18 protein-coding genes are annotated in these 20,338 nt (G+C 68.3%); 9 read left to right on the forward strand and 9 right to left on the reverse strand.

The window, feature by feature from the left end; all coding sequences use genetic code 11:
- Positions 1-100: 100 nt before the first annotated feature.
- Complete coding sequence (locus ACSFA0_RS01620) at positions 101-1,612, forward strand: M20 family metallopeptidase (RefSeq protein ID WP_435448490.1); 1,512 nt, start codon at positions 101-103, stop codon at positions 1,610-1,612.
- A gap of 13 nt (positions 1,613-1,625) precedes the next feature.
- Here the strand turns inward: ACSFA0_RS01620 and ACSFA0_RS01625 are convergent, their stop codons facing one another.
- Genes ACSFA0_RS01625 through ACSFA0_RS01645 form a run of 5 tightly spaced genes read right to left on the reverse strand, consistent with a single transcriptional unit; the run spans position 1,626 to position 6,560 of the window.
- Positions 1,626-2,807, reverse strand: coding sequence for an MFS transporter (locus ACSFA0_RS01625; RefSeq protein WP_435448491.1), 1,182 nt, complete (start codon positions 2,805-2,807; stop codon positions 1,626-1,628).
- A 31-nt stretch (positions 2,808-2,838) separates the two neighbouring features.
- Positions 2,839-3,360 carry a YidB family protein gene (locus tag ACSFA0_RS01630; RefSeq protein WP_435448492.1) on the reverse strand — a complete coding sequence of 174 codons (522 nt, stop codon included), beginning with the start codon at positions 3,358-3,360 and terminating at the stop codon, positions 2,839-2,841.
- Positions 3,357-4,757, reverse strand: a complete 1,401-nt coding sequence (locus ACSFA0_RS01635) for a M20/M25/M40 family metallo-hydrolase (protein ID WP_435448493.1) — start codon at positions 4,755-4,757, stop codon at positions 3,357-3,359. Before ACSFA0_RS01635 ends, ACSFA0_RS01630 begins: the two co-directional genes overlap by 4 nt.
- Positions 4,754-5,470: a 16S rRNA (uracil(1498)-N(3))-methyltransferase gene (locus tag ACSFA0_RS01640; RefSeq protein ID WP_435448494.1), complete on the reverse strand. Its 717-nt coding sequence runs from the start codon at positions 5,468-5,470 to the stop codon at positions 4,754-4,756. The genes ACSFA0_RS01635 and ACSFA0_RS01640 overlap by 4 nt, the downstream gene beginning before the upstream one ends.
- Before the next feature lies 1 nt (position 5,471).
- Positions 5,472-6,560, reverse strand: coding sequence for an aminoglycoside phosphotransferase family protein (locus ACSFA0_RS01645; RefSeq protein WP_435448495.1), 1,089 nt, complete (start codon positions 6,558-6,560; stop codon positions 5,472-5,474).
- Between the two features lie 177 nt (positions 6,561-6,737).
- Here ACSFA0_RS01645 and ACSFA0_RS01650 point away from each other — a divergent pair, with 177 nt between their 5' ends.
- From ACSFA0_RS01650 to rsmA, 3 genes are read left to right on the forward strand one after another with little or no spacing between them, the layout of a single operon-like run.
- On the forward strand, positions 6,738-9,128 hold the full coding sequence (locus tag ACSFA0_RS01650; protein ID WP_435448496.1) for an LPS-assembly protein LptD: 2,391 nt from the start codon (positions 6,738-6,740) through the stop codon (positions 9,126-9,128).
- A gap of 12 nt (positions 9,129-9,140) precedes the next feature.
- The gene (locus ACSFA0_RS01655) at positions 9,141-10,562 is read left to right on the forward strand and encodes a peptidylprolyl isomerase (protein ID WP_435448497.1); all 1,422 of its coding nucleotides are present in this window, start codon (positions 9,141-9,143) and stop codon (positions 10,560-10,562) included.
- 22 nt (positions 10,563-10,584) lie between these two features.
- The gene (gene rsmA / locus ACSFA0_RS01660; RefSeq protein ID WP_435448498.1) at positions 10,585-11,382 is read left to right on the forward strand and encodes a 16S rRNA (adenine(1518)-N(6)/adenine(1519)-N(6))-dimethyltransferase RsmA; all 798 of its coding nucleotides are present in this window, start codon (positions 10,585-10,587) and stop codon (positions 11,380-11,382) included.
- 42 nt (positions 11,383-11,424) lie between these two features.
- Here the strand turns inward: rsmA and ACSFA0_RS01665 are convergent, their stop codons facing one another.
- The 4 genes from ACSFA0_RS01665 to ACSFA0_RS01680 all read right to left on the reverse strand — a co-directional run bounded on the left by ACSFA0_RS01665 (position 11,425) and on the right by ACSFA0_RS01680 (position 15,080).
- The gene (locus tag ACSFA0_RS01665) at positions 11,425-11,643 is read right to left on the reverse strand and encodes a hypothetical protein (protein WP_435448499.1); all 219 of its coding nucleotides are present in this window, start codon (positions 11,641-11,643) and stop codon (positions 11,425-11,427) included.
- Positions 11,622-12,059, reverse strand: a complete 438-nt coding sequence (locus ACSFA0_RS01670; RefSeq protein WP_435450876.1) for a barstar family protein — start codon at positions 12,057-12,059, stop codon at positions 11,622-11,624. Before ACSFA0_RS01670 ends, ACSFA0_RS01665 begins: the two co-directional genes overlap by 22 nt.
- 44 nt (positions 12,060-12,103) lie before the next feature.
- A complete protein-coding gene (locus ACSFA0_RS01675) occupies positions 12,104-12,520 on the reverse strand; it encodes a guanyl-specific ribonuclease (RefSeq protein WP_435448500.1) in 417 nt (138 codons plus the stop codon).
- Between the two features lie 202 nt (positions 12,521-12,722).
- The gene (locus tag ACSFA0_RS01680; RefSeq protein ID WP_435448501.1) at positions 12,723-15,080 is read right to left on the reverse strand and encodes an NADP-dependent malic enzyme; all 2,358 of its coding nucleotides are present in this window, start codon (positions 15,078-15,080) and stop codon (positions 12,723-12,725) included.
- A 234-nt stretch (positions 15,081-15,314) separates the two neighbouring features.
- Between ACSFA0_RS01680 and ACSFA0_RS01685 the strand changes: the two genes are divergently transcribed.
- From ACSFA0_RS01685 to ACSFA0_RS01705, 5 genes are all read left to right on the forward strand, one after another.
- Complete coding sequence (locus tag ACSFA0_RS01685) at positions 15,315-16,172, forward strand: FadR/GntR family transcriptional regulator (protein WP_435448502.1); 858 nt, start codon at positions 15,315-15,317, stop codon at positions 16,170-16,172.
- 28 nt (positions 16,173-16,200) lie between these two features.
- Positions 16,201-17,532 (forward strand): ABC transporter substrate-binding protein, encoded by a 1,332-nt coding sequence (locus ACSFA0_RS01690; RefSeq protein WP_435448503.1) that lies wholly within the window; start codon positions 16,201-16,203, stop codon positions 17,530-17,532.
- A 101-nt stretch (positions 17,533-17,633) separates the two neighbouring features.
- Positions 17,634-18,530 carry a branched-chain amino acid ABC transporter permease gene (locus tag ACSFA0_RS01695; protein WP_435448504.1) on the forward strand — a complete coding sequence of 299 codons (897 nt, stop codon included), beginning with the start codon at positions 17,634-17,636 and terminating at the stop codon, positions 18,528-18,530.
- A gap of 2 nt (positions 18,531-18,532) precedes the next feature.
- Positions 18,533-19,540 (forward strand): branched-chain amino acid ABC transporter permease, encoded by a 1,008-nt coding sequence (locus ACSFA0_RS01700; RefSeq protein ID WP_435448505.1) that lies wholly within the window; start codon positions 18,533-18,535, stop codon positions 19,538-19,540.
- The gene (locus tag ACSFA0_RS01705) at positions 19,537-20,337 is read left to right on the forward strand and encodes an ABC transporter ATP-binding protein (protein WP_435448506.1); all 801 of its coding nucleotides are present in this window, start codon (positions 19,537-19,539) and stop codon (positions 20,335-20,337) included. The genes ACSFA0_RS01700 and ACSFA0_RS01705 overlap by 4 nt, the downstream gene beginning before the upstream one ends.
- Position 20,338: the final 1 nt, after the last annotated feature.

Below are 20,338 nucleotides of genomic sequence, written 5' to 3' on the forward strand. Positions count from 1 at the left end.
TCCTTCATGTCGAGTCGGGATTGGGACTGCGCACTCTACGCGTCGCGCGTGCAGGCGCACAATGCCTTTTCCCCTCGATTCCCTTCAGCGGAGACCCCCGATGAACGCCCCCCTGCACCGCGAAATGCCCGCCGGCGCGCTCGACGCCGAGCGTGCCCTGTCCGACGTCACCACGAAGTGGGACACCGACATCCTGCGCCAGCTCACCGACTACATCGCCATCCCCGCCAAGTCGCCGGGCTTCGACAAGGAATGGTCGGCCAACGGCTACCTCGAGACCGTGCTGCGCAACGCCGCTGCCTGGGTCGAGGCGCAGAAGGTCGAGGGCCTGACGCTCGAGATCGTGCGGCTCCCCGGCCGCACACCGGTGCTGTTCTTCGAAGTGCCGGCGACCGGCACCGACATGGGCGACACGGTGCTGATGTACGGCCACCTCGACAAGCAACCCGAGTTCACCGGCTGGCGCAACGACCTCGGCCCCTGGACGCCCAAGTACGAGAACGGCCTGCTTTACGGCCGCGGCGGCGCTGACGACGGCTATGCGGTGTACGCCAGCGTGGCGGCGCTGCAGGCGCTCAAGGCGCAGGGCGCCGCGCACCCGCGCATCGTCGGCCTGATCGAGACCTGCGAGGAGAGCGGCTCCTACGACTTGCTGCCCTACGTCACCGCGCTGAAAGACCGGCTGGGCGACGTCAGCCTGGTGATCTGCCTCGACTCCGGCGCCGGCAACTACGACCAGCTGTGGCTCACCACGTCGCTGCGCGGCATGGCCGGCGGCATGCTCAAGGTCGAGGTGCTGACCGAAGGCATCCATTCCGGCGACGCGTCGGGCCTGGTGCCGTCGAGCTTCCGCATCATGCGGCAGGTGCTCGACCGCCTCGAAGACAGCGCGACTGGCCGCCTGCTGCCCGCGAGCTTCCATTGCGAGGTGCCGGCCGACCGGCTGGCGCAGGCGCGCGTCACCGCCGGCATCCTCGGCGACGAGCTGTTCAAGCGCTTCCCCTGGGCACACTACGACTGCGGCGGCTCGACGCAATTCGCGCTGCCCACCACCACCGACCCGGTCGAGGCGCTGCTCAACCGCACCTGGAAGCCGACGCTGTCGGTCACCGGCGCCGACGGCTTCCCGGCGCTGAAGGACGCGGGCAACGTGCTGCGCCCGTACACAGCGTTCAAGCTGTCGCTGCGCCTGCCGCCGCTGGTCGATGCCGACCGCGCGGTTCAGGAACTCAAGGCCCTGCTCGAAGACAACGCGCCCTACCAGGCCAAGGTCACCTTCGAGGGTGGCGGTGGCGCCACCGGCTGGAACGCACCGGCCATCACGCCGTGGTTCGAACAGGCGCTCAACGCCGCCTCGCAGGCGCACTTCGGGGCGCCTTGCGGCTACATCGGCCAGGGCGGCACGATCCCGTTGATGAACATGCTCAGCGAAGGCTTCCCGACCGCGCAGATGATGGTCTGCGGCGTGCTCGGCCCCAAGAGCAACGCGCACGGCCCCAACGAGTTCCTGCACGTGCCCTATGCGAAGAAGCTGACGGCGGCGGTGGCCGAGGTGATCGCCGCGCTGCCGGTGGCGCACCGCCAGGCGCAGGCGGAGCCGTTGGCCGCCTGAGTTCGATTGCCAGTCAGGCCGTCGCGGCTGCGCGCCGCGCCACGGCCTGCCGGCGCGCCAGCCACAGCAGCGCCGCGGCGATCATCGCGACCGGCACCAGCGAGCCGATGTTGAGCCACTGCCAGCCCTGCGTCGTGACCAGCACGCCCGAGGCCAGCGAGGTGACCGCCACGGTCGCGAACACGCTGAAGTTCAACGCGCCCTGTGCGCGGTCGCGTTCTTCCGGCGCATAGGTGCCCAGCGACAGCGTCGTGCTGCCGGTGAAGAGGAAGTTCCAGCCCACGCCGAGCAGGAACAGCGCGACCAGGAACTGGTGCAGGTCCACACCCGACAGCGCCACGGCGATGCAGCCGAGCTGCAGCACCAGCCCCACGCCCATCACCGGCAGCGCACCGAAGCGCCGGATCAGGTGGCCGGTGAAGAAGCCTGGCGCGAACATGCCGATCACGTGCCATTCCAGCACGAAGGCCACGTCCGGGAACGGCAGGCTGCAGACCTGCATGGCCAGCGGCGTGGCGGCCATCAGCAGGTTCATGACGCCGAAGCCCAGCGCACCCGAGAGCGCGGCCACCGCGAACACCGGCTGCCGGACGATCTCGCGCAGCGGCCGGCCGCTGTTCGCATGCTGCGTGGTCGGCACGGGCGGGAACTCGATGAAATGCATCACGACCATGGCGAGCAAGGCCACGCAAGCCAGCGCGATGTAGGCGCCGGCGAAGGGCACGGCGAGCACGTCGCGCGTGGCGCTCGCGAGGTTCGGCCCGGCCACCGCGCCGATGAGCCCGCCGGCCATCACGATCGACACGGCCTTCTCGCGGCCCGCGGGCGGCGTGAGTTCGGCGGCGGCGAAGCGGTAGAGGCCGGCGTTGGCGTTGTAGTAGCCGGCGATGACCGTGGCTGCGGTCAGCAGCCAGAAGTTGCGGCTGACCGCCGCCAGTGCGCACAGCAGTGCCGCGGCGAAGGCCACGGCGAGGCCGATCTGGAACGACAGGCGACGGCCATAGCGCTTCTGCGTGCGCGCCACCAGCCCCGTCGAGAGCGCCCCGCCGACCACATAGCCCATCACCGGCAGCGTGGCCATCCAGGCACGCGGCGCCATGCTCAGGCCCACCAGCCCGTTGATGGCGATGAAGGTGACGTTGTTGGTGAGGAAGAGCCCCTGGCAGGCGGCCAGCAGCCAAAGCTTGCGGTTCATGCGGTGCAGCGGGCCGGCGGGCGCCGGGCCCTCACCGCTTCTGCAGCAGACCGCTCAGCGACGACAGCAGCTCGTCGTTGGTGCTGACGCCTTGCTCGGGGATCTGGCCGTTCGGGGTGAGCCGGTCGATCAGCGAAGGCAGCATCGTGGCCAGCATGGGCAACAGCATGCCAGGGCTGATGCCCAGCTTGCCGGCGATGGCGGAGATCGCGTCGCTGCCGAGCACCTCGTTGAGCTGGCCGCCGGACACGGGCGCGTTCTCGCCTTTGCCGATCCACGAGCCGATCACGTCGCCCAGGCCGGCCTGCTCGAACTTCGAGAACAGGCCGCCCAGCCCTTCGGGCCCGCCGTTGTTGCCGAAGAGGCCGCCGAGCGCACCGGCGAGGTCGCCCTGCCCGCCCTGTGAGCCGCCGAGCACCTGACCGAGCATCGAGTCGAGCAATCCCATGACGTGTTCCTTGATGGATGTGTGAACGAAAGGCGTCGATTGTGCGCGCCCGGGCGGGGCCTGAGAACCCGTCGGCCTGTGCCAAAGGCCGCGGGCGTGACTCAATTGGCGGGCAGGCGCTTCGCCAGCAGGGGCGCGCTGACCTGCTGGACGCCCACCAGGCCCAGCACGGTGAGCAGCGAGTTCTGCGCACCGCGCCAGGCTTCGTGCAGATCGATCCATTCGTCCAGAGCGTGGAAGCCGCCGGTCAGCCCGCCGCCGCCGACCACGATGGCCGGGATGCCCAGCGACATCGGCACGTTGGCGTCGGTGCTGCCGCCGCGCAGCAGCGTGCGTAGGCCGACGCTGGCGTTGGCCCGCACGGCGGCCTCGACGATGACGGCGTCGCTCGGCGTGCGGCCACCCGGGCGCTCGCCCACCAGGCGGTGCGTGGCGCGCAGCGTGTCGCTGCGGGCGCGCGCGTTCTCTTCGCGCACCGCGGCGTCGACGGCCTCGAAGATCCGGCGCTCGAGCACCCGCAACTCGTTGGGGGCATCGGAGCGAATGTCGATCACCATCCGGGCCTCCGCCGCGATCACGTTGACGGCGGTGCCACCGCTCGCCGTGCCCACGGTGAAGGTCGTGCGCGGGAAGCTGGGCGTCTTCAGGTCGGCGATCTTCGCGATGGCGCGGCCCATGCCGTGGATCGCGCTGGGCACGCGGCCGAAGGCGCCGAAGCTGTGGCCGCCGGGCCCGCTGAAGACGATCTCGTGGCGGCGGCTCCCGGTGCCGGCCACCAGCACGCTGCCGTCGGGTGCGGGTTCGAGCCCGACCATGCCGTCGATCTCGGGATGCTCCGCAAAGATGCGCTTGATGCCGCGCAGGTTGCCCAGCTCTTCCTCGCCGACCGTCGCTGCGAACAGCAGGTCGCCCTCGGTTTGCACCTTTTGCTCGTTCAGCACCCGCAGCCACGACAGCAGGACGGTGAGGCCGCGCGTGTTGTCCGAGATGCCCGGTGCATAGAGGCGGCCGTCGCGTTCGCGCACGCGCACGTCGGTGCCGGCCGGGAACACCGTGTCGAGGTGCGCCGACACGAGCAGCGTCGGACCTTTGCCGCGGCCCTTGCGCAGGCCGAGTACGTTGCCCTCGCCGTCGATGGTGGCGTTGGTCAGGCCCAGCGCCTTCAGCCGTGCGAGGAAGGCTTCGGCGCGCTTCTGTTCCTTGAAGGGGGGCGCCTCAATCTCGGTGAGCAGCCGCAGGTCGTCAATGGTGTTGAGGTGGTCGTCACGCACGGCGTCCAGCGTGCGCTGCACGACCGGCGCCGCCAGCAGCCGCTTGAAGGCGAGCCGGACCTCCGGGCGCACCGTCCTGTCCGCGATGGATTTCGGTGCAAAGTGTTGGGCTTGCACCGTGCCCGCCAGGCAGAGGCCTGCGAGCAAGGCGGGCACGCGCTGGAAGCGGCGTCGCAGACAGGCCAGCGGCGTGGTGCGCGAAATGCCTGCAGCGCACGCAGCGGCGCTCATGCCCCGCCCAGCAAGGTCAGCGCCGCGAGCGCTGCGGTCTCGGCGCGCAGCACGCGGGGGCCGAGCCGTGCCGGGCGGAAGCCCTGTGCCAGCGCGCGGGCTTCCTCGTCGGCACTGAGACCGCCCTCCGGCCCGCTCAACACCTGCCAGGCGCCGGCGCCCGGCAATTCCATCAGCGGCTGCGTGCCGGGCGCCAGGCTCAGGACGATGCGCTGCACGCCGCCGTCCGCCTGTGGACCGCCGAGCCATTCGGCGTAGGCGCGCACCGGATGGATCTGCGGCACGCGGTTGCGGCCGCACTGCTCGCAGGCGGCGATCGCGATGGCTTCCCAGTGGGCGCGTTTCTTCTCGGCCCGTTCGCCGGCCAGTCGCAGCACGCCGTGGGCGGTCATCAGGGGCTGGATGCTCGCGACGCCGAGCTCGGTCGCCTTCTCGACCAGCCAGTCCATCCGGTCGTTGGCCGGCATGCCGAGCGCGAGGTGCACGGCCTGCGGCGCTTCGCGCTCGACCGCATCGTGCGCGCCGACGTTCACCGTCACCTCGCTGCGGCCCATGCGCTCCACCACCGCGGCGTATTCGCCGCCGCGGCCGTCGAACAGCGTCAGCGCCTCGCCGGGTTGCATGCGCAACACCTGCACATGGCGCGCGGCACCCGGTGGCAGTGCGAGCGCGAGCCCGGCCTGCAGGGGAACGGCGCAGTGGAAGCGCGGCACCTCAGGTCCGGCCGTACGCGAAGCCGACCAGCGGCTGCGTGCCTTCGACCTCGTCGATCACGCGCAGCAGCGGCGTGAGTTCGGTGTAGCGGCTGGCCGTGGCGCGGATGTAGGCGATGAAGCGCGGCGTGTCGGCCAGGTACTTCGGTTTGCCGTCGCGCAGGGTCAGGCGCGCGAAGATGCCCGCGACCTTCAGGTGGCGCTGCAGGCCCATCCATTCGACAGCGCGGTAGAACTCGCCGAAGTCCTCGTGCACCGGCAGCCCGGCCTTGCGCGCCTGCTGCCAGTAGCGCACGGTGATGTCGAGCACGAAGTCCTCGTCCCAGCTCAGGAAGGCGTCGCGCATCAGGCTGGCGATGTCGTAGGTGATGGGGCCGTAGACCGCGTCCTGGAAGTCGAGCACGCCCAGCGGCCCGCCGTCGTCGGCCACCATCAGGTTGCGCGGCATGAAGTCGCGGTGCACGTAGACGCTCGGCGCGGCGAGGTTGTGGGCCACGATGGCCTTGAAGGCGCGCTCCAGGCGTTCCTTGATCACGCCTTCGACCGCAACGCCGCGGTGCTGGGCGATGTACCACTGCGGAAACAGCGCCAGCTCGCGCTCGAGCAGCGCACTGTCGTAAGGCGGCAGCTGGTCGGGCTTGGACGCCAGCTGCCATGCGATCAGCGCGTCAATGGCTTGGCCGTACAGGGGCCGGCTCGCGTCGGCGTTCGCCGGGTCGATCACATCGAGCATCGTGTGGCTGCCCAGGTCGTCGAGCAGCAGGAAGCCGTCGGCGGCGTCCCACTCGAGCACCTGCGGCGCCTTCACGCCGGCTTCTTTCATGCGCTGGGCGATCTCGACGAAGGGCGCGCTGTTCTCCTTGTCGGGCGGCGCATCCATCACGATGCGGGTGCGCGCGCCGTCGGTCGTGTCGATGCGGAAGTAACGGCGGAAGCTGGCGTCGGCCGAGGCCAGCCTGACCGTCTCGGGGACGAGGCGATGCGTCGGCGCAATGCGTTCAAGCCACCGTCCGAAGGCCGCTGCGCGGGCCGGGTCGCTCCAGGCGATGGAAGGGGTGGCGCCGGTGGTCGGGTGCGGGGATGCGGTCATGGATAATCGATTCTACAAATCGCCTCCTCAGGCGCCTGGCGAACATCCCCGTTCGCGGCCCCCTTTCCCTCGACGATCCGTGACGCCCCTGCCCATGTTCCCACCGAAATGCCCGCGTGCCTGGCCTGCCGCGCGCTCGTTGCCTGCCGCGACGGGCGCAGCCGGGCGGAGCGGCGAATGAGCCGGCCGTCGCGCCCGCCGCTGCGGCTCGCCGTGCTGACGCTGGCCCTGTGGCAGGCGCAAGGCGCGTTCGCGCAGGACGCCGCCTGGATCGACACGCCGCTGCAGTTGCGGCGCACCCCGCAACTGGCCGAGACCATCCCGAACAGCGAGCGCGGCCTGCGACCGAGCTTCGTCGACGGCGATCGCATCTCCGGCCGGCCCAATCTGGAAACCGTGGTCGAGGGCAACGCGTCGCTGCGCCGCGGCGACACCGTCATCCGCGCCGACCGCCTCGAGTACTACCAGCCCGACGACCTGGCCAAGGCGCAGGGCAACGTCAGGGTGAACCAGGGCGGCAATGTCTACGAAGGCCCGGAGCTGCAGTTGAAGGTCGAGACCTTCGAAGGCTTCTTCAGCAACGTGCGCTACCAGTTTCTCGCGACGGGCGGCAACGGCGATGCCGAACGCATCGATTTCGTCGACTCGAACATCTCGGTGGCGCGCCAGGCGACTTACACCACCTGCCGGCGCGAAGACTACCCGGGCTGGGTGCCGGCCTGGCTGCTGTCCGCTGCCACGCTCACCACCGACACCGAGGAAAACATCGGCACGGCGACCGACGCGCGCCTGAGCTTCATGGGCGTGAGTTCGCCCGCGCTGCCGTCGATCACCTTCCCGCTCAACAACCAGCGCAAGAGCGGCTTGTTGCCGCCGGTCTTCGGAGTCGACAGCGTCAACGGCATCGAACTGCAGATGCCCTACTACTGGAACATCGCACCGAACCGCGACGCGACGCTGTCACCGACGCTGATGACTAAGCGCGGCATCAATCTGGGCAGCGAATTCCGTTATCTGGAAAACGGCTACAGCGGCGTGGTCCGTGCCGACTACATGCCGTCGGACCAGTTGCGCAACCGCGATCGCTGGGGCCTCTGGACCACGCACAGCCAGAGCTTCGACCCCAAGCCCTTCGGCCTCGATTCGCTCAGCGCGACGCTGCGCATCAACCGGGTGAGCGACAACGACTACTGGCGCGACTTCTCCCGCACGCCCACGCTGAGTTCGCGCCTGCTCGACAGCGAGGCCGCGATCAACTGGAGCAAGGGCGACTGGAGCGGCCAGGTGCGTGCGCTGTCGTACCAGACGCTGCAGTACTCGCTCTCGCCGATCACGCCGCCCTACGACCGCATGCCGCAGCTCACGGCGAACAACACCCAGTACGACTGGAACGGCTTCGACGTCAGCACCCAGCTCGACTACACGCATTTCCGGGCCGACTCGCGTTATGCGCCACAGCTCAACGGGCAACGTCAGCCCGACGGCGAACGGGCCTTCGGCATCGTGCAGGTCAGCCGGCCGTGGATCACGCCGGGCACCTTCGTCATTCCCAAGCTGCAACTCAACGCGACTGCTTACCAGTTCGATGCGCCACTGGCCAGCGGTGCGAGTTCCGCCAGCCGCACCGTGCCGACCTTCAGCGTCGACAGCGGCATGGTGTTCGAGCGCGACGCCAGCCTGTTCGGGCGTTCGTTCCGTCAGACGCTGGAGCCGCGCCTGTTCTACGTGCGCACGCCGTACCGCGACCAGAGTCAGCTGCCGGTGTACGACACGGCGGCCAACGACTTCAACTTCGCGACGATCTACACCGAGAACGCGTTCTCCGGCAACGACCGCATCGCCGACAGCAACGTGCTGACGGCCGGCGTCAGCACCCGCCTGATCGACCCCGACACCGGCAACGAGGCGGCGCGCTTCGGCGTCGCGCAGCGCTTCCGCTTCAGCGACCAGCGCGTCACGCTACCCGGCGTCTCGCCGATCGACGATCGGCTGAGCGACATCCTGCTGGGCGCCCAGATCAACTGGACCTCGAAGTGGACTGCGGACACGACCATCCAGTACAACCCCGACTCGCGCAAGTCGGAGCGCAGCACGCTCACTGCCCGCTACAACCCGGGGCCGTACCGCACCCTCAATGCGGCGTTCCGCTACCAGGCCGACAGCACCCCGCTCGCACAGAACGGCAACAAATCGATCGACATCGGCTGGCAGTGGCCGCTCAACGACCTGTGGGGTGACAAGGGCAAGAACCTCGGCCCGGGCCGGGGTGAAGGTGGTGGCCGTTGGTACGCGGTGGGCCGCATGAACTACAGCCTCAAGGACAGCAAGCTGACCGATGGGGTGATCGGGGTCGAATACGATGGCTGCTGCTGGATCGGCCGTGTGGTGCTGGAACGTCTGTCGACCGGACAGGTCACAGCTAATACGCGGATCATGTTCCAGATCGAGTTCGTCGGCTTCGCGGCCGTCGGATCGAGCCCCATGAGGACGCTGGCGCAGAACATCCAGCGCTACCGTCCGCTGCGTGAGCCCGGCGAAACGCCGAGCCGCTTCACCAATTACGACTGAGCCAAAGCACCCATGAAACTCTTCCGTTCCACCGTCACCGTGGCCTGTCTGGGCGCCCTGGTGGTCGCATCGCTCGCGCAGGCGCAAGGCCTGGGCCTGCGCCCGAGCGGCGGCACCGGCATCACCGACATCATGCGCGGCGGCCCGCGCGTCAACGCGACGGCCCCGAGTGCCGCCACGCCTGCGACGCCGGCGCCCACCGGGCAACGATCGGCCGAGTACATCGTCGCGCTGGTGAATTCCGAGCCGATCACCAACACCGAGGTGCAAAAGCGTGCCGCGCGCATCCTGCAGCAGAACCCCGAAGCGCAGCGCATGCCGCGGCCGGATCTCAATCGCCTGGTGCTGGAGCGGCTCATCTCCGAACGCGCCCAGCTGCAGGTGGCCAAGGAAGCCGGCATCAAGATCGACGACCTGGCCGTCGACCAGGCCGAGCAGCTGGTGGCACGCCAGAACCAGGTGAGCCTGGATGAGCTGTACCGCCGCATCGCCGCCGACGGCATCAGCAAGCAGGAATTCCGCGCCGATCTGCGCGATCAGCTCACGCTGACCCGGGTGCGGGAGCGCGAGGTCAATTCCCGCGTGAAGGTGAGCGACACCGAGGTCGAGCAGTTCCTGCAGGAGCAACGCAGCGGCAACGCGGCGCTGTCGCCAGAACTGAACCTCGCGCACGTGCTGGTGGCCGTTCCGGAGGATGCCAGCGAAGCGCAGATCAAGACGCTGCAGCAGAAAGCCCAGGGCCTGGCCCAGCGTGCGATCGGCGGCGAAGATTTCGCCAAGCTGGCGCGCGAGAACTCCGACTCGCCCGACCGGGCCAGTGGCGGGGTGCTCGGCCTGCGTTCGGCCGACCGTTATCCCCCGCTGTTCGTCGAAGCGACGCAGGCGACGCCGGTCAACGGCATCGTCGGACCGGTGCGTTCGGGTGCCGGCTTCCACGTCATCAAGGTGTTGGCCAAGGGTCGCGCCGGCGCCGCGGAAGGCGTGGTCACACAGACGCAGGTGCGCCACATCCTGCTGCGCAACGACGAGAAGCGCAGCACCGCCCAGGCCATCAAGCAGCTCGCCGAGTTCAAGCAGCGCATCCAGACGGGTGCGGCCGAATTCGCGGGCCTCGCACGCGACAACTCGGAAGACGGCAGCGCCAAGGAAGGCGGCGACCTCGGCTGGGGTCGCCCCGGCCAGTTCGTGCCGGAATTCGAGGAGGCGATGGACCGCCTCGCCCCCGGGCAGGTCAGCGACCCCGTCGTGTCGCGCTTCGGCGTTCACCTGATCCAGGTGCTTGGCCGCCGCGAGGCCACGCTGAGCCAGACCGAGCAGCGCGAAGCCGCACGCGCGGTGCTGCGCGAAAAGAAGATGGACGAGGCCTTCGAGACCTGGGTGCAGGAAACCCGCGGGCGTGCCTACGTCGAGTTGCGCGAGCCGCCGCAGTCGTGATGCGTCGCCCGCACCCGGCCTGATGGCCCAGCACATCGCGCGCAAGCGCTTCGGCCAGCACTTCCTGTCGGACGGCGGGATCATCGACGCGATCGTGCAGGGCATCGCCCCGCAGCCGGGCGACGCCATGGTCGAGATCGGCCCGGGCTTGGCGGCGCTCACGCAGCCGCTGGTCGAGCGGCTGGGCCGGCTCACCGTGATCGAGCTCGACCGCGATCTCGCCAAGCGGCTGCGCGAGCACGGCCAGCTCGACGTGATCGAGTCCGACGTGCTCAAGGTCGATTTCGCCGCGCTGGCCGCCCGGCTCGCGGGCGATCCGCCCAAGCCGCTGCGCGTGGTGGGCAACCTGCCCTACAACATCTCCACGCCCATCCTGTTCCATCTGCTCGGCTACGCGCACCTGATCGCCGATCAGCATTTCATGCTGCAGAAGGAAGTGATCGACCGCATGGTGGCCAAGCCGGCCACGTCAGACTACAGCCGCCTGAGCGTGATGCTGCAGTGGCGCTACGCCATGGAGAACATCCTGTTCGTGCCGCCGGAGAGCTTCGAGCCGCCGCCGCGCGTGGACAGCGCCGTGGTGCGCATGGTGCCGCTCGCGCAGCCGCCGGTGCTCGACGCCGCACGGCTCGGCGAGATCGTGCAAGTCGCCTTCAGCCAGCGCCGAAAGATCCTTCGGCACACGCTGGGGCGATGGCTGGACGAGCACGGCTTTGCCGGCCCCTTCGACGCGCAAAGACGTGCCGAGGAGGTGCCGGTGGCCGAGTACGTGGCGCTGGCGCAGGCCGTTCCGCCAGCGCCGCCGTCGGGCGCCGTCTGAGCGGCGCAAAGAAGAAAGCCCGTCGTGGACGGGCTTTTTTCATCAGGCTGCGGCGAGCCAGTATCCCGCGTTGAAGGGGCTGCTCATGCGCAGCGCCAGCGGTGATACGTCGACCAACTTGTCGGTCGGCATCTTTTCTGCGTTGGGATCGACGGGAGCGATATCGATGCCGGTGACCGGCGCGCTACCCTCTGGAGCCTCGGTCGCCCGTTCTGCTTGGCTGGTGGATGCAGAACGGGCTACAGAAAAGAATAGAAGCACCTGAACGGGATCTTCCGGTCGCCCCAGTAGTCGGAGGCGTCGCGGAAGATGTCGAGCAGCTGTTCGCGGGCTTCCTTGTCGAACTTGGCATTGGCCGGGATCTGCTCGAGCACCACCACGAAACCGGGCTGCGGGCCCGATTTATGCAACGGGTCGGTCATGCAGTCGTACAGCGCGTCGAAGTTCTTGCCGAAGTGGGCCGGGAAGGTGAACTGCTGCGCGATCAGGTCGAGCACATCCTGTTTCGACTGGGCATTGGCCAGGTTCGCATACAGGAAGTGCTGCCCGGACGCGTTCGCGGCATCTTGCAGGTCGTTCACGCGGAAGGCGCGAATCGACTGCACGATGTTGGGTCGCACGGCACGAAGGGATAAGGTCATCTCCGCTGGTCTTTCCATGGTTGTCGTCGTCGTCATTTCTGTCGGGCGCTTTGCGGCGCCGCTCCAATCCAGTTCATCGGTCATGGCGAAATCCGCCTGAAGCTCGCATAGTGATCCGCCGTGTACCAGCACGCATCCGGCGTTGTCGGCCGCTCGCCGCCGCACACGATGCGCCGCGCGCCCCGGTTGCGCGCGCCGGGCGTGTCGACCGTGTATTCGCGGTAGTGCCCGCGACGCGCGGCGGGCAACAGCCGTTCGCGGTTGCCGAACACCGTGCCGTCCTTGTCATGACGAAAGGGGCCACCGTCGAGAATCGCTCGGTAGGTCCGTTGACCTTGCAGCGGAAGTTCGCGCAGCGCGATCGATTCCTGGGTCGGCTGCCGCGCTGCCGTCCGGTCGATGTCTCGTGTGTCCCGGGCGTCCGCTCCGGTTGCCAAGGCCGCCAGCAGCATGCCGGCAGTGGCAAATCGGAACACAGACGACGAGATCGAGGCCATGAATGAACGGTGTCCGACGGGACACCACAGGAAAAGAGCGAAGGGGGCCGAATCAGGGATCAACCTTGGGGTTAACCCGCGAATTCAAGCCCGCCAGTGTGCACCACGGATGCGCAAATAGCAAGCGCCTGCTCATTTATTGAGCAGGCGCCTGGGGGTGGCTCTTCGCCTGTGAAGTTAGCGACCGCTGTCGCCAACGGGCTTAGCGGTCGGCGTTGGCGTCGGCCACGGTCAAAGCCGTCATGTTGACGATGCGGCGGACCGTGGCGCTGGCCGTGAGGATGTGCACAGGTTTGGCCGCGCCCAGCAGCACCGGGCCGATGGCGATGTTGCCGCCGGCGGCCGTCTTGAGCAGGTTGTAGGAAATGTTGGCAGCGTCCAGGTTCGGGAACACCAGCAGGTTGGCGTCGCCGGCCAGCGCGCTGTGGGGCATGACGGCGGCGCGCTGCTTGCCGTCGAGCGCCACGTCGCCGTGCATCTCGCCGTCGACCTCGAGCCATGGCGCCTGGATCCGCAGCAGGTCGAGCACGCGCCGCATCTTGACCGCGCTGGGCTGGTTGCTGCTGCCGAAATTGGAATGCGACAGCAGCGCCGCCTTCGGCTTCAGGCCGAAGCGCATCATTTCCTCGGCCGCCATGGTCGTGATCTCGGCGAGCTCTTCGGGTGTCGGGTCGTAGTTGACGTGCGTGTCGACCAGGAACACCTGGCGGTCGGGCAGCAGCAGCCCGTTCATGCAGGCGTAGATCGGCACGTTCTGCGGCGTGCTGGCACAGCCACCAGGGCGCTTGCCGATCACCTGATCGATGTGATGCAGGTGGATGGCCGTGGTGCCCCAGGTGCCGCAGATGAGGCCGTCGACCTCGCCCTTGTGCAGCAGCATCGAGCCGATCAGCGTCAGGCGGCGGCGCATCTCGATCTTGGCGGTCTGCACCGTGGTGCCCATCCGCTCGGTCATGCGGTGGTAGGTCTGCCAGAAGTCGCGGTAGCGGTGGTCCTGCTCGACGTTGACGATGTCGTAGTCGAGTTCTTCCCGCAGGCGCAGGCCGAACTTCTCGATGCGCTGGGCGATGATGGCCGGGCGGCCGATCAGCGTCGGGCGCGCCAGGCCTTCGTCGACCACGATCTGCACGGCACGCAGCACGCGCTCTTCCTCACCCTCGGCGAACGCCACGCGCTTCTTGGTCGCGCGCTTGGCCGCGTCGAAGATCGGCTTCATCATCGTGCCGGACGCGTAGACGAAGCTCTGCAGCTTGTCGCGGTAGGCGTCGAGGTCGGCGATCGGGCGCGTCGCCACGCCACTCTCTTCGGCCGCCTTCGCCACGGCCGGCGCGATCTTCATCATCAGCCGCGGGTCGAAGGGCTTGGGGATCAGGTACTCAGGGCCGAAGGTCAGCTTCTCGCCAACGTAGGCCGCTGCCACCACCTCGCTCTGCTCGGCCTGCGCCAGCTCGGCGATGGCGCGCACCGCGGCGATCTCCATCTCGTCGGTGATCGTGGTCGCGCCCGAGTCGAGCGCGCCGCGGAAGATGTACGGGAAGCACAGGACGTTGTTGACCTGGTTCGGGTAGTCGGTGCGGCCCGTGGCCATGATGATGTCGCCGCGCACCGCGTGCGCGTCTTCCGGCGAGATCTCGGGGTTCGGGTTGGCCAGCGCGAAGATCACCGGCCGCGCGGCCATCTTGGCGACCATCGCCGGCTTGAGCACGCCACCGGCCGACAGGCCCAGGAACACGTCGGCACCCTCGATGACTTCCGACAGCGTGCGCGCCTGCGTCTTCTGCATGTACTGGCGCTTGTCGTCGTCCATCAGCTCTTCGCGGCCTTCGTAGACCACGCCGGCGAGGTCGGTCACGAAGATGTTCTCGCGCGGCATGCCGACCTTGAGCAGCAGGTTCAGGCAGGCCAGCGCTGCAGCGCCGGCGCCGGAGGTGACCAGCTTGACCTCGGCGATGTTCTTGCCCGCGACCTTCAGGCCGTTGAGCAGCGCCGCCGCCACCGTGATCGCGGTGCCGTGCTGGTCGTCGTGGAACACGGGGATCTTCATCCGCTTGCGCAGCTCGCGCTCGATGTAGAAGCAGTCCGGTGCCTTGATGTCCTCGAGGTTGATGGCGCCGAAGGTCGGCTCCAGCGACGCGATGATCTCGACCAGCTTCTGCGGGTCCTTCTCGTCGATCTCGATGTCGAACACGTCGACGCCGGCGAACTTCTTGAAGAGCACGCCCTTGCCCTCCATCACCGGCTTGGAGGCCAGCGCACCGATGTCGCCCAGGCCGAGCACCGCGGTGCCGTTGGTGATGACGGCCACCAGGTTGCCGCGCGCCGTGTACTTGTAGGCGTTGGCGGGGTCCTTGACGATCTCTTCGCAAGGTGCGGCCACGCCGGGCGAATAGGCCAGGGCCAGGTCGCGCTGGTTGACCATCTGCTTGGTGGCTGCGATGGCGATCTTCCCTGGCACCGGCAGCAGGTGGTACTCCAGTGCGGCGCGGCGCAGCTCGGCGCGCTTGTCTTCAGCGCTGGGTGCGGCAGGGACCGCGGGGCTCAGGGGAGAGAGATCGGACATTGGCAGCGTTCTCCGGCGATCGCTGGCGCGTGGAATGACGCGTCCGCGACACGGTTGTAGGGGGCGCGATTGTAGACCTCGCCCATTGGAGAGACGGCTCGCGCAGGGCCTGCGGCACGTCCGGTCTTGGCAGGCGGCAACGGGAAAACCCGCTCCATGTCGCGCAAGACGCTCCCCAAAATCCGATTGTCCGACAAACGAAATGCGCCGCTGACGAGCGCAAGGAGAGATCGATTGACTGGCAGCATTCGCGCACCCCGCCGCACGGCGGGCAACCCCTCGTCCGCACGGCCCGTGGCGCCCGCCACACGGCTGGCGAGCGTGCTGCCTGCGGACGACGCGGCGATGTTCAGTCGGCTCCGGCTGGAGCCGGCCTACAAGGCCGTCTCCTCGGAAATCGAGCGCAGCATCCTCAGCGGCAGGCTCAAGCCGGGCATGCCGCTGCCGACCGAGCAGAGCCTGGCCGAGCGCTTCGGCGTGCACCGCTCGACGGTGCGCGAAGCGATCCGCCAGGTCGAGCAGGAAGGGCTGGTGCAACGTCGCGAGGGACGTCGACTGTTCGTCACGCTGCCCGGCCTGTACGACCTGGCGCCGCGTGCCGCGCGGCTGCTGCTGTTGCAGCAGACCACCTTCCAGGAGCTGTGGCAGGTGGCGGTCACGCTCGAGCCACTGGCCGCGCGGCTGGCCGCCGAGCAGGCGGAGCCGGCCGACATCGAGGCCCTGGCGCTCAACACCGAACTCACCGCCGAGCTCCAGGCGAACGACACCGACTCCGTCGAGCACAACGCGCGCCTGGTCGAGCTCGACGTCGAGTTCCACGCGCTGGTGGGCCGGGCCAGCCACAACCGCGCGCTGATGCTCGCGCGTGAGCCGATCAGCCTGCTCTACAACCCCACGCTGCTGCAGATCCACCTGCACCTGCCGCAGTCGAAGGCGCGCAATCTCGCGGCGCACCGCGCCATCCTCGCCGCACTGCAACGGCGCGACGCCGATGCCGCCGCCGAGTGGACGCGCAAGCACATGGTCGATTTTCAGAAGGGTTTCGAGATGACGGGGCAGGACATGCGCACGCCCATCACGAAAGCACGGTAGTTCATCCACAACGAAGGAGACAAGAGACATGACATCGAAGCAGCAACAGGTCGGGTCGACACGGGCCGGCGCATGGCGCCGCGGCATGGCGCGTTCCGCCATCGCCCTGGGCGTGGGCGCACTCGCGCTCGGTGCGCAGGCGCAGGAGACCTTCAAGGTCGGCGTGGTGAGTTTTCTCTCGGGCCAGGCGGCGGAAAGCTTCGGCATCCCCGCGGTCAACGGCGCCAAGGCGCTGGTCGAGGCCTTCAACAAGGGCGAGGCGCCCGCGCCCTACAACAAGACCGGCTTCGGCGGCATGAAGATCGAGGCGATCTACGTCGACGAGAACGGCGGCGCGACCAAGCAGGTGCAGGAATTGCGCAACCTCTACGACCGCGAGAAGGTCGATGCCGTGGTCGGCTACGTCGGCTCGGGCGACTGCCTGGCGGTCGCCCCGGTGGCTGAGGAGATGAAGAAGTTCCTCATCCTCTACGACTGCGGCACGCCGCGCATCTTCGAGGACGGCAAGTACAACTACGTGTTCCGCACCGCGTCGCACGCCACCATGGACAACGTCGCGCTGGCCCGCTACATGAAGGCGCGCAACGTCAAGGTCGCCAGCTACAACATGATCAACCAGGACTACGCCTGGGGCCAGGATTCGCGCAAGGACTTCATGCTGTCGATGGCGCAGCTCTATCCCGATGCGAAGGCCGGCGAAGACCTGTTGCCGAAGTTCGGCGCGGGCCAGTACGGCACCGAGATCTCGGCGCTGATGTCCAAGCGTGCCGACGTCACGCACTCCAGCCTGTGGGGCGGCGACCTGCAGGCGTTCATCCTGCAGTCGGGTCCGCGCGGGCTGTTCAAGCGCTCGCAGGTCGTGCTGTCGGCGGCCGACCATGTGCTCACCAACCTCGGCGACAAGATGCCCGACGGCGCCATCCTCGGTGCGCGCGGTGCATACGGCCTGCTGTCGCCCAAGTCGGCACTCAATGACTGGTGGTGGAGCGTCTACCAGAAGGCCCAGAACACCTACCCGGCACAGGCGCCCTACCGCATGGCGCAGGCGCTGTTGGGCCTGAAGCTCGCGGCCGAGAAGGCGATGGCGGCCAACGGCGGCAAGAAGCCGACGTCGGAGCAACTGGCGGCGGCGCTCAAGGGCATGGAATGGGATTCGCCCGGCGGAAAGATCCGCATGACGCTGGGCGACGGCCACCAGGCCACGCAGGAGACCGCCATCGGCAAGACGCGTTACGACGCGGCCAAGAAGATGGTGGTGCTCGACGACATCCAGCGCTTCCCGGCCGAGTGCGTGAATCCTCCGCCGAACGTGAAGTCGGAAGACTGGATCAAGAGCAACTTCGCCGGCGCCAAGTGCTGAGCGCCTGAGCGCCTGAACGCGCCACCGCCCCCGTCGTGCCACCGGTCCGCGCCCCGCGCGGGCCGGTCGGTGCGGCGCCCCCCACCTCCACCGATCCGGGCATGAACACCGCCATCACCATCCTCATCGACGGCCTGAGTTACGCCTCCTGGCTCTTCATCGTCGCGCTCGGGCTCACGCTCGTGTTCGGCGTGCTGAAGATCCTCAACATCGCGCACGGCAGCTTCTATGCGCTGGGTGCGTACGCCGCGGCCAGCTTCGTCGGCTGGTTCGCCACGCTGAAGTTCGCGCCGGAATGGTCGCTGGTGGCGATGCTGTTCGCCGCCGTCGCGGTGGCGGTGCTGGTCGCGCCGCTGACCGAGCGCGGGCTCATGCGCTTCTTCTACGGCCGCGACGAGGTGCTGCTGGTGCTGGTCACCTATGCCCTCTTCTTGATGCTGGAAGACATCACCAAGCTCATCTGGGGCGCCAACCCGTACTACGTGTCGGAGCCGTATGCGCTCTTCGGCAACGTGGAGATCGGCGACCAGGTGTACGTGGGGTACGACTTCATGCTGATGGGCATGGCGGTCGCGGTCGGGCTCGCGGTGTGGTGGGGCCTGAACCGCACGCGCCACGGCAAGATCGTGCTGGCCGTGATCCACAGCGAAGAGGTCGCGGCGAGCATGGGCGTGAACGTGTCGCGTGTGTACATGCTGGCCTTCTCGGTCGGCATCTTTCTGGCGGCCATCGGTGGCGCCTTCACCGCGCCGCTGATCTCGGTGCAGCCGGGCGTGTCGGTCGGCGTGATCATCGTGTCCTTCGCGGTCGTGATCATCGGCGGCCTCGGCAGCATCGAGGGCGCGGCCATCGGCGCGCTCATCGTCGGACTGGCCCGCTCCTTCGCGGTCCACGTCATCCCCGAAGCCGAACTCTTTTCCATCTACATCGTCATGGCACTGGTGCTCATGGTGCGGCCCGAAGGGCTGTTCCAGCGCATCCAGGCGAGAAAGATCTGACCATGCAGAGCATTCCTCTCACTTCGTCGCCACCCGCCGCAGTGCGCCGCTCGCACCGCGCGACGGTGCTGCTCGTCGGCCTCGTCTTCATCGCGGTGCTGATCGCCGCCGGTGCCTTCATGCCCAAGTGGCTGACCTTCCTGCTGACCATGGCGGCGTCGCATGGCCTGGTGTCGCTGGGCATCGTGCTGCTGATGCGCGGGGGTGTGGTGTCCTTCGGCCAGGGTCTCGTTTTCGCGGTCGGCGGCTATGCCGCGGCGCTGGCCTTCAACCAGCTCGGCATCACCGATGCGCTGGGCCTGGCGTTGCTGGGTGGCGTGGCGGCGTTGGTCGTCGCCGCGCCCTTCGCGCCCATGCTGGCGCGCTACCGAGGCATCTTCTTCGCGATGCTCACGCTGGCGCTGTCGATGGTCTGCTACGGCGTGCTGGTGAAGACCAACGCGCTCGGCGGGTCCGACGGCTTCAACATGGGCCGCCCGACGCTGTTCGGCCAGACGCTGCCGGACGCCCGCGTGGGCTACGTGCTCTACGGCGTGACGCTCGGCTTCGCGGGTGTGATGGCGCTGCTGGCGCGCGCCTACTTCGACTCGACCCGCGGGCTGGTCACGCAGGCGGTGCGCGAGAACGAACTGCGCGTCGAATACCTCGGCGGTTCGGTCAAGCAGGCGATGAGCATCAACTACCTGCTGGCCGCCTTCGCCGGTGGTGCGGGCGGCGCGCTCACCGTGATGTCGCTCGGCCACATCGACCCGAACTTCAGCTACTGGACCACCTCGGGCGAATTCGTCTTCGTCGCCATCCTCGCGGGCTGGCAGAGCGTGCTGGCGGTGTTCGTCGCCTCGACGCTGCTGGAGATCGTGCGCTCCTTCTCAAGCCTCTATTTCCCCAACACCTGGCAGCTGTCGCTCGGCCTCTTCCTGCTGCTGATGATCCGCTTTCTGCCGCGCGGCATCGGCTCGCTGTGGGTCGATCGCGTGGCCGCCAAACGTTCGAAGGGAGACCGCGCATGAACGCCGTGATGAAGTCTTTCCCCGGGGTCACGCCGCCGCTCGAGCGCGAGATCCTCTTGCGCGCCAGCGGCATCGAGAAGCGCTTCGGCGCGGTGGTCGCGGCCAGCGGCATCGAGGTGGCGGTGGGTGTCGGCGAGCGCGTCAGCCTGATCGGCAGCAACGGCGCAGGCAAGACCACCTTCGTCAACATGATCACCGGCTACCTCAAGCCCGACACCGGCAGCATCGTGTTCGGCGACCGCGACATCACGCGCCTGGCGCCGCGCGAGATCACGCGGCTGGGCGTGGCGCGGTCCTTCCAGATCCCGCAGTTGTTCCAGGAGCTGTCGGTGCTCGAGAACATGCTGGTCGCCACCGCCTGCCGCGAAAACCGCCTGTCGTTCTGGCAGACCGCGCGGCGCGACGACGCGGTGGCGCGCGCCGATGCGCTGCTGGCGCGCTTCAACCTCGCCGAGCACCGCGAACGCCGTGTGGCCGAGCTGCCTGGCGGCGTGCGCAAGCTGCTCGACATCGCGATGGCCATGACCGGCCAGCCACGCCTGCTGCTGCTCGACGAGCCGACCAGCGGCGTGTCGGCCGAAGAGAAGTTCCCGATGATGGAAATCATCATGACCGCGCTGGGCCAGGAGCCGATGACCGTGCTCTTCGTCGAGCACGACATGGACATCGTCGAGCGCTACGCCGACCGCGTGATTGCCTTCTACAGCGGCCGCATCATCGCGGACGACACCCCCGCCGCCGCGCTCGCCACCGACGACGTGCGCCGCTACGTCACCGGCACCCTTCGCCAGGAGTAAG

Source organism: Variovorax restrictus (assembly GCF_051216715.1).
Lineage (GTDB): Bacteria > Pseudomonadota > Gammaproteobacteria > Burkholderiales > Burkholderiaceae_C > Variovorax.